General features: G+C 49.4%; 10 protein-coding genes. All 10 read right to left on the bottom strand.

Annotated elements, in window-relative coordinates:
* The coding region (hisC, locus tag P9687_RS15460; RefSeq protein WP_328228919.1) for a histidinol-phosphate transaminase at positions 1-977 on the bottom strand (977 nt) is incomplete at its 3' end.
* Between the two features lie 91 nt (positions 978-1068).
* Positions 1069-1431 carry a chorismate mutase gene (aroH, locus tag P9687_RS15455; protein WP_014098164.1) on the bottom strand — a complete coding sequence of 121 codons (363 nt, stop codon included), beginning with the start codon at positions 1429-1431 and terminating at the stop codon, positions 1069-1071.
* Entirely contained in the window at positions 1428-2510 is a 1083-nt protein-coding gene (gene aroB / locus P9687_RS15450) for a 3-dehydroquinate synthase (RefSeq protein ID WP_061577307.1), read from the bottom strand. Before aroB ends, aroH begins: the two co-directional genes overlap by 4 nt.
* Complete coding sequence (gene aroC / locus P9687_RS15445) at positions 2511-3680, bottom strand: chorismate synthase (RefSeq protein ID WP_017550464.1); 1170 nt, start codon at positions 3678-3680, stop codon at positions 2511-2513.
* Positions 3681-3762: 82 nt separating this feature from the next.
* Positions 3763-4551 carry a CheR family methyltransferase gene (locus tag P9687_RS15440; RefSeq protein ID WP_017550465.1) on the bottom strand — a complete coding sequence of 263 codons (789 nt, stop codon included), beginning with the start codon at positions 4549-4551 and terminating at the stop codon, positions 3763-3765.
* Positions 4552-4655: 104 nt separating this feature from the next.
* Positions 4656-5102 carry a nucleoside-diphosphate kinase gene (gene ndk / locus P9687_RS15435; RefSeq protein ID WP_017550466.1) on the bottom strand — a complete coding sequence of 149 codons (447 nt, stop codon included), beginning with the start codon at positions 5100-5102 and terminating at the stop codon, positions 4656-4658.
* Positions 5103-5253: 151 nt separating this feature from the next.
* The gene (hepT, locus tag P9687_RS15430; protein WP_017550467.1) at positions 5254-6216 is read right to left on the bottom strand and encodes a heptaprenyl diphosphate synthase component II; all 963 of its coding nucleotides are present in this window, start codon (positions 6214-6216) and stop codon (positions 5254-5256) included.
* Between the two features lie 18 nt (positions 6217-6234).
* Complete coding sequence (locus P9687_RS15425; RefSeq protein WP_017550468.1) at positions 6235-6939, bottom strand: demethylmenaquinone methyltransferase; 705 nt, start codon at positions 6937-6939, stop codon at positions 6235-6237.
* A gap of 2 nt (positions 6940-6941) precedes the next feature.
* The gene (locus P9687_RS15420; protein ID WP_017550469.1) at positions 6942-7751 is read right to left on the bottom strand and encodes a heptaprenyl diphosphate synthase component 1; all 810 of its coding nucleotides are present in this window, start codon (positions 7749-7751) and stop codon (positions 6942-6944) included.
* A gap of 96 nt (positions 7752-7847) precedes the next feature.
* On the bottom strand, positions 7848-8078 hold the full coding sequence (gene mtrB / locus P9687_RS15415; RefSeq protein WP_017550470.1) for a trp RNA-binding attenuation protein MtrB: 231 nt from the start codon (positions 8076-8078) through the stop codon (positions 7848-7850).
* Between the last annotated feature and the right edge of the window lie 105 nt (positions 8079-8183).

Below are 8183 nucleotides of genomic sequence, written 5' to 3'. Positions count from 1 at the left end.
ATATATCCCCTGCCAAGCAAAAACCGGCAAACTTCCTCACTATCGCATTGAAAATCGATTAAAATAAAATTTGCCTGCGACGGGTAAAATGCAAGGCTGTTGCGGCGGCAAAACGCATAAAAGTGTTCGAGCCCCTGCCGGTTTTTGTCGCGGCAGCTCTGGATAAACGCCTGGTCCTCCAACGCCGCCTGGGCAGCCAGCTGGCCAAGGACATTGGTATTAAATGGCGGGCGCACCGGCTCGAGCTTTTGGATGATCGTTCGATCGGCAATCCCGTAGCCAACGCGTAAACCGGCAAGTCCGTAAATTTTCGAAAAAGTCCGGCTGACAATCAAATGATGATACCGGCGGAATAATGCCAGCGCCTGTTCGTAATCTTTTGCGACCACGTATTCGCTGTACGCTTCATCGATAAAAACGAGCACGTCTTCCGGCACGCGGTCAAGAAAAGCGGTCAACTCCTGTTCGGTCGTATACGTCCCCGTCGGATTGTTCGGGCTGCAAATCCAGACAACCGCCGTGTTTTCATCAATTTGCCCGAGCATCGCCTCCAGGTCATGCCGCCCGTCTTTTAAGGGTACTTCACGGACTTCGGCGCCCTCGATGATGGCATTATGTTTGTATTGGGAAAATGTCGGTGCGGCCATCACCGTATTTTTGCCTGGTTCGAGGAGTGACCTGGAAACGATTTGGATCAGTTCGTCCGTCCCGTTTGTAAAAATCAGTTCGGTTGGATCAACGCCGAGATGTGCGGCCATTTTCTGTCTCAGTTGTAAGGCGTGCCCGTCCGGATAACGGGTAAAAGCAGGCTGAAAGTTTTTCAAAGCCTCATCCACTTTCGGGGAATAGCCGAACGGATTTTCATTGGATGCCAGTTTCACGATTGAATCGAGCCTGTATTGTTTTTTCACTTCATCAATGGTCTTTCCGGGCACATACGCATGCAAATCCGTAATTTTTGTTCTCCATTTCATCATCTTTAGCGAGAGTCCCCTGCTTCCATGCAAGAGCGCAAGCCAGGGGGTGATCGCATTCTCTCCTTTCGGTTCGTGACACGTTAGCATTCTCTTATTTTGTTAAATCCGGACGAAGCACGGCTGCACGGCGCAAATACACATGTTTTATGTCCTCCTGCCCAATGTCCGTGTCGACATGGATCAGGATACGGATGCAGCGGACAAGGCTCCCTTCAACCGGAATTTCTTGCATATTCATAATCGGGACATACTTCCAGCCGCTGAATTGGCGCATGACTTTCGAAGGAAAAGCCGAACGGATATCAGCTGTTGCCGAAAACAAAAGGGAAGCGACGCGGTCCGGCTTGATCCCGTTTTTTTCGATCAAGGCATTCATCAGCTCAGAAGTAGCAGCAAGGACTTCGCTTTCGTGATCGCGCTCGACCGTCGTCGCTCCGCGTATTCCGCGTATCATGTATGCAAATCCCCCTTTTGCTGCAGCAGAAACAGACGGCTCAGCCGGTCTTTGTCCACTTCAGTCAGCACCGGTTTGCCGACAGACTCAAGCAGGACGAAGTGAATATTGCCGGCAATTGTTTTTTTATCGCGTTTCATATAAGCATAGATTTCGTCAAATGCTGCGCCAGCCGGAATTTTCCAATCATAGCCGAGCGTTTCGATCCAGCTGAGAAATTGCGGCAAATCAAATTGAAGGCCGGTCTGTTCCCTGCTGATCAAAAGCGCGTAGACGATACCGGTCATGACCGCTTCGCCATGGGTGATTTTCCCGAACCCGCCGTGCGCCTCAAGGGCATGCCCAAGCGTATGCCCGAAATTCAAAAAGGCACGCACACCCGTTTCTTTTTCATCTTTGCGGACAATATCTGCCTTTACTTTGATCCCTTTTTTCAACAAGTCCGGAAGATGCGGGGATAAAAGATGCCCGCCGTCCGGAATCTTTGTTTGCAATTCTTTAAGGAACTCCTTATCCGAAAGAAGCGCATGCTTTACAAGTTCGGCAAATCCGCTTAACAGCTGCTTTTTGGGGAGCGTGCGCAGGAAATCTGTGTCATACAATACAAATTCCGGCTGGTAAAAAGCGCCGACGAGGTTTTTTCCAAGCGGGTGATTGATCGCTACTTTGCCGCCGACCGAGCTGTCATGGGCCAAAATGGTTGTCGGGATTTGAATAAACGCAATGCCGCGCATATAGGTTGCCGCCACAAAACCGGCAAGATCGCCGACCGCGCCCCCGCCAAAGGCAAGAATGCATGATTTCCGGTCTAAATGATGTTCCACGGCAAACGTCAAAGCTTCCTGGTAGACTTCAAACGTTTTGGCATCTTCCCCGCCTGGCACGGTCAGTACACACTGTTCCGCGCTTTCCGGAAGCTGCGAAAGCAGTTTGTCCAAGTGAAGCGGCCGGACATTTTGATCTGTTATGACCATGCAGCGCGTATATTTGCGGACGAGCGGACCCAGCTCCTGGAGCGCGCCGCTTGCTATGTATACCGGGTACTGTTTTGTTTCTGTATCAATGATGATCGTTTCCATTTAAAACAACCTTCCGTATTCTCTTTGCTCCGCAACCGTTTTTTTCAGCACATCCATCCTGTCGCTGTAAAACTGGGCAGTGATCGCTTCCGCCAGCTCCCAGGCGACAACGGCCTCACAGACGACGCTCGCTGCCGGCACCGCACAGCTGTCGGAACGTTCGATGCTCGCTGCAAAAGGTTCCTTCGTTTCGATATCAACGCTTTGAAGCGGCTTATACAATGTCGGGATCGGCTTCATGACGCCTCTTACGACAATCGGCATGCCGGTTGTCATACCGCCTTCAAAGCCGCCGAGCCGGTTTGTTTTGCGCGTATAGCCCGTTTCTTCCGACCAGGCGATTTCATCATGGACTTCGCTCCCGGGCCGGTGTGCCATTTCAAAGCCAAGCCCGAATTCCACCCCTTTAAACGCATTGATGCTGATGATGGCGCGTGCCAGCTTTGCATCCAGCTTCCGGTCGTAATGAACATAACTGCCGACACCGGCCGGCATCCCGGTTGCGATCACTTCGACAATGCCGCCGATCGAGTCGCCGTTTTTCTTTGCCGTGTCGATCGCTTCCATCATTTTTTGCGCCGCCCCGTCATCCAAACAGCGTACCGGTGAACCGTCCGCTTTTTCCTGCAAGGAAGCAAGGGAATCATATGGCACCTTTTCCGCGCGTACACCCCCGATTTCAAGCACATGCGAGGCCACTTCAATGCCAAGCTCTTTCAGCAGTTTTTTCGCGACAGCCCCAGCGGCCACACGAACGGTGGTCTCGCGTGCGGAAGAGCGCTCGAGCACATTGCGCAAATCCCTGTGCCCGTATTTGATCCCGCCGGCAAGATCGGCATGCCCCGGGCGCGGACGGGTCACACGCCGTTTCACATCGTCCGCATCATCTGGAAGGGGCTCAATGCCCATGATCTTATTCCAGTGCACCCAGTCCCTGTTTTCAACCGTGAGCGCAACCGGCGAACCGAGCGTCAATCCGTGGCGAACGCCGGCAGAAATGATTGCCCTGTCCTTTTCTATCTGCATTCTCCGTCCCCGGCCGTAACCTTTCTGCCTTCTAGCAAGGTCAGTGTTAATTTCTTCAGCTGTCAGCGGCATGCCCGCCGGAAGGCCTTCAATAATGGTTGTCAGCGCCGGGCCGTGCGACTCGCCTGCTGTCAAATATCTCATTCTGCATCCCCCTTCATCACTTTAAAGCATTACATATCTATTACTATACCACAATCGCTATAAATCGAATAGATGGAGCGCTTTATATTTTTCTATAGAAAAAGGTGTCTACAATTTCAAATCCATACGCAGCCGGATTGAAAATCTGCTCCGTGCTGCCGACAAATAATATGCCGTTTGCCGACAGCGTTTTGCTGAAATTCCGGTAAACAGACACTTTGGCTTCTTCTGTAAAATAAATCAGCACGTTCCGGCAAATAATCAGATCCGCTGCCGGATAAGGGTCGTGCAGCAAATTATGTTGTTTGAACACCACCGCCCGCCTGATTTCGTCCGCAATTCGATAGAACGGACCTCCGCTGCTTTTTTGAAAATATTTTTGTTTCATTTCGCGCGGCACTTCCAGGATCGAACGTTCGGAATAAACGCCGGCTTCTGCCTTTTGCAGGGCTTTTTGATCAATATCGGTCGCCAGGATCTGAATCTTTTTAAGCGGTAAATACTTGGACAAGATCATCGCCATCGTATACGGTTCTTCGCCCGTAGAAGAAGCGGCGCTCCAGATTTTTAGTTTTTCTCCTTTTTCTTTCAGCAGCCCTGGCAAAATGTTCCGTTCGAGCACATCCCACCTCGATTTATTTCTATAAAATTCTGAAACATTAATCGTCATTCTGTCCAAAAATTCTTCCAGCAAATGTTCGTTTTTGTCCAGTCCGTGAAAAAATTCACTGAAAGATGAAAAACCTCTTTTTTCATATAATGTCGTCAGCCTTCTTTTCATTTGCGCTTCTTTATACAAAGATAAATCGATCCCCGTTTTCTTTTTGACTTGCGCAATGAACCGGCCGTAATCATCCAGTTCTGTTTTCATTATGCAATCCCCGTATTTTTATTCAGATTTGTTGGTTCATACCGTTTATTTTAACATAAAAAAAGATTGGCGCGGAGAGGATCGCCAATCTTTTTTTGCATGATTTAATAAATCGAAGCATCCGCCGGCCGGCTGTATGAGATCAGCTCATCTTCCCGGAAAAACAGGGAAATTTCACGTTTCGCGCTTTCTGCCGAGTCGGAACCGTGAATAATGTTTTTGCTGACAATCACGCCGTAATCACCGCGGATCGTCCCCGGGGCGGCTTCGGCCGGATTCGTTTTGCCCATCATTTGCCGTGCGGTAGCGATGATGTTTTCGCCTTCCCAAACCATGGCAAAGACCGGACCGGAAGTAATAAATGCCACGAGATCATTGAAAAAAGGGCGTTCTTTATGCTCAGCGTAATGCTTTTTTGCAAGTTCATTCGAAATTTGCATCAATTTTGCCCCCGCAAGCCGAAACCCTTTCTTTTCAAAGCGGGAAACGATTTCGCCGATCAGCTGGCGGCTGACCCCATCCGGTTTTACCATTAAAAAAGTCCTTTCCATCTTCATCCACTCCATTCGCATTTCTACTATGTAAGGCATCTTGACCATAGAAAATCGTACCATGGTGGCGGGAAAATCTCAATATGTTTGAAGTAAGCGCTTCAAAACCGGGCCGCCAACGCAGGGCACTGCCCGGCAGCCCTGCTTTCTTTTAAAACTTTCTTTTTCCCATATAACGCGCCAAATCTGCCAGCATTTTTTTAAAACGGGTATCCGGAAGCTGCTCAAGCGTATCGAGCGCTTTCTCTAGATAGCAGTTGCTCACTGCATAAGACTGTTCGATCGCGCCGGACTGTTTAACCAGTCTGACAACGTCTTCAAGCTCCGCTTTTGGCATGTGCTCATGGACATATTCCAGCTTTTTTCTGATTTTTGGGTCTTCCCTTGCAAAAAGCACCGGAAGCGTTACATTGCCCTGGCGCAGATCTTCGCCTGCCGGTTTTCCAAGCTGCTTCTCCGTGCCGGTAAAATCCAGGATATCATCAATAATTTGATAGCTCATCCCGACATTGTAGCCAAACCGGTACAATTGGCGGTGGATGTTTTCGTCGGCGCCCGATGCAATCGCTCCGAGCTGGCAGCTGGCTGCAATCAGCAACGCCGTTTTTCGCTTGATCCGCCTTAAGTAACAGCGCAAGTTTTGATGAAAGCGGTATTTATCCTTAATTTGCTCAATTTCGCCGACGCACACTTCAACAAGTGTATCCGCCAGAATTTGGTGGGCGGAGAGATCCTCCACTTTTGTAATATATTCAAGCGCGGTTGCGAGAATATAATCGCCTGTATACATGGCAATCCGGTTGTCCCATTTGGCTTTTACGGTCGGTTTTCCCCGGCGCAATTCGGCATCATCAATGACATCATCATGCACAAGCGATGCCATATGGATCAATTCCAGTGCAACAGCGACATTTTTGACACGTTCGATTTCGTAATCTCCGAATTTCGCGCCGAGCAGCACAAATACGGGGCGGATCCTTTTTCCTCCCGCTTTCAGCAAACTTTCAGATGCCTGCTGTATCAAGGCAGCGTTTGATGCGACAGCGTTGGCCAGCTCTTGTTCAATAAGCTCAATATCCGTTTTTAAAAACGAGTACAGCATTTGTACCTTCATTCCGTCTCCATCCGATCATCATTTCTCTTTCAAGGCAATATGTGCAGCTGCGGCCCCGCCGGCAAACGGCTTGTACAAAATCCTGCCAAAACCCGCATTGGAAAAAGCAGCCGCCAGTTCTTCCATTCCCGGAAACTGTAGTGCCGATTCCTGAAGCCAGGAATATTCCCGGTAGCTTTTTGCGAACCATTGTCCGAGAAGCGGCATGATCCGGCGGAAATAAAAGTAATAAAGCTGCCTGTACCCGGGAATCACCGGCTGGGAGGTTTCCAGGCAGGCCGCCATGCCGCCGGGCTTCAGCACCCTATACATTTCCTGCAAAACCTGTTTGTAGTCCGGGACATTCCTGAGCCCGAACCCGACCGTCACATAATCAAACGTTGCATCTTCAAATGGCAGTTCCATTGCATTTCCGTAACGGAGCGCGACATTTTTTAAGCCGAGCGCGTCCACTTTCTGCTTCCCGACTTCAAGCATGCTTTCACTGAAATCGAGACCTGTCACACTGCCGGATTCGCCCACTGCCTGTGCGAGGGCAATCGTCCAGTCCGCCGTCCCGCAGCACAGATCGAGTACGCTGCTCCCTTCTCTTACCGCCATTTTCCGCATCAGGTCTTTCCGCCACCGCTTATGCTGGCTGAAGCTGATCACCGAGTTCATTCTATCGTAGTTTTGCGAAATTTTTTCGAAAACGGCGTGTACCCGTTCTTCTTTTGGCATCATGGTTACCCTTCCTCCGCATATAATCTCGTTGCATCGCCATACCGCCCCATCAGCAGGCGGATCCGCTCTGAAAGCATTTCGTTTCCGCACGACATGGCCGCAGCCTGCAGCGCACGGATGCTTTCTTTCAAATACTTCTCACAAATATAAAATAGTTTCCGCTTTTTCTCATGCGGCAGCTGCTCAAAAGGGCGCCCGTCACCCGGGTAAGCCATTTTGTTCAAGGCTTCAAACAGGATGGAGCGCTTCCCGTTTTCAGCCTGTTTCTTTTCCCTTAACAGCCGGTTAAACAAAAGCAGTTCTTCGCTTAAACGGATGAGCGGCTGCGAACCGAAAAACTGCATAAATTTTGTAATAATCGCGGATTCGGTTTTTTTCAAATGCCCGACGAACGTTTCCGCGTCGGAATCGTCAAATTGGTAAAGCATCACTTTATATTCATTTACGGATTTGATTCCTTCCGCCAGTATGCCGACAAGCCGGACGTTGTGCACGCCCGCAAGCAGTTTGTAGTAAAGGCTGCTGAAATAATCCCCCGCTAGAACAGTAAGCTGGCGGTTTTTTTGATTTTCATTTGCATTGGTTACTTTTTCATGGGTGTCAAGGGCAATCTGGATCAGCATGGCAGTCGCAACAAACTGCTTCACTTCATGTTCCGTATACGGCTGCCCCGCAAGGCTGCTTATCAAAAGCAAAATCCGGTCTTCATCTATGTATGGGGCATCAATAAACTGATTTAAATAGTCGTGTGCCACTTCTTCTTCAATCGCCTGTTTGATTGCGGCAATTTGCTGCTCCCTCTGGTATGACATAACCCTTTCCCCGTTTCTTCGTTGATCTGGCCTAAAAATAAGCTGTAGTTTATTATATCACATATGTAAAACGGCCGTTAACAAATTGATTTCGGTTTATTTTTTCGCTTCGCTTTGCAAACTCCCGATGCCGGTCATGATTTGCGCTTCACCGCGAATCTTGATCATGGAAGTATGTTCGGTAAACTGTGCGACCAGCACTTCGCCATCATCCAGCATTTCCGTATGGTTCAGCTTCGTATCGGTACCCCTTGACAGCCCAATGACGCTCACCCCGTCCTGCAACGCTTTCACGACGATATAATCCGCCTGCGCCTCTGCTTTCATTTTCGGGCCTCCTTTTTATTCGTTTAAAAAACTTTTCATATATTCATCTTACCACAGCGCCGTTTGCAGTCAAAGCGCCGGAAACGCCGGTATGTGTCAAGTTTT

It is taken from the genome of Weizmannia sp. CD-2023, from assembly GCF_036225245.1.
Classification (GTDB): domain Bacteria; phylum Bacillota; class Bacilli; order Bacillales; family Bacillaceae_C; genus Weizmannia; species Weizmannia faecalis.
Note: the sequence above shows the minus strand (reverse complement) of the source record. Positions and strands in the feature narration are given on the sequence as shown.